Annotated in this window: 1 protein-coding gene; it reads right to left on the bottom strand. The window is 46.5% G+C overall.

Annotated features, from left to right (window positions below):
* Positions 1 to 959, bottom strand: a 959-nt coding sequence (locus B3R79_RS04755) for a phenylalanine--tRNA ligase subunit beta (RefSeq protein WP_293694050.1), incomplete at both ends; no start/stop codon positions are given.

Genomic DNA, 959 nt, shown 5'->3' on the forward strand with positions numbered 1-959 from the left:
TCGCTTTCAACTTTATAACCTAATAACTGATCGACTTGAGCTTGGTTTAATTCAATCGCATCACGTTTTGGCAAAAGTTCAGCTTTTTCCGCCACGGTGATTGGTCCGAATTCACCGCCAGCCAGCTCAGAAATAAGCTGAGATGCACGGTGCATTGCAATTAATGGCAATTCAAAGTCCACACCACGTTCATAACGTTGTGAGGCATCCGTATGTAAACCAAAGCTACGGGCACGACCGGCAATATGTAATGGTGCGAAGAAAGCAGATTCCAGGAAAATTTCAGTGGTTGCATCACTGACTGCTGAAGACAGGCCACCCATGATACCGGCAATCGCCAATGCTTTTTCGTCATCCGCAATCACCATCACGTTGTCAGAAAGCTCAACGTCTTGCTCGTTTAAAAGCACAAGTTTTTCGTCCGCAATGGCTTGACGTACATGGACTGCGCCTTGCACCTTAGCAGCATCAAATGCATGTAACGGTTGACCCAGCTCCATCAAGACATAGTTGGTAATATCGACCAGAATACTGTGCTGACGAATACCTGAACGTGCTAATGCGCGTTCCATCCATACAGGAGTCGCTGCCTTGGTATTGACGTTTTTGATCACACGACCTAAGTAACGTGGACAGCCTTCAGTGCTGACTACAACCTGCTTTTCATCAGCAATGGTTGCAGTCACTTCTTTAATTTCAGGCGCAGTCACTGGCAATTGGTTAATCACACCAATTTCACGTGCGATCCCGCGAATGCTGAAACAGTCACCACGGTTCGGCGTGATACTGATGTCAATCACATTGTCATCAAGATCCAGATATTCACGAATGTTGACACCCACAGCTGCGTCGTCTGGTAGCTCTAACAGACCGTCAATTTTATCTTCGAGATCAATCTCAGAAGCGCCGCACAGCATCCCTTGAGACTCAATACCACGTAGCTTGCCTTTCTTGATTTT

The sequence above is a fragment of the Streptococcus sp. UBA3373 genome (assembly GCF_002360305.1).
In the GTDB taxonomy this organism is placed as follows: domain Bacteria; phylum Bacillota; class Bacilli; order Lactobacillales; family Streptococcaceae; genus Streptococcus; species Streptococcus alactolyticus.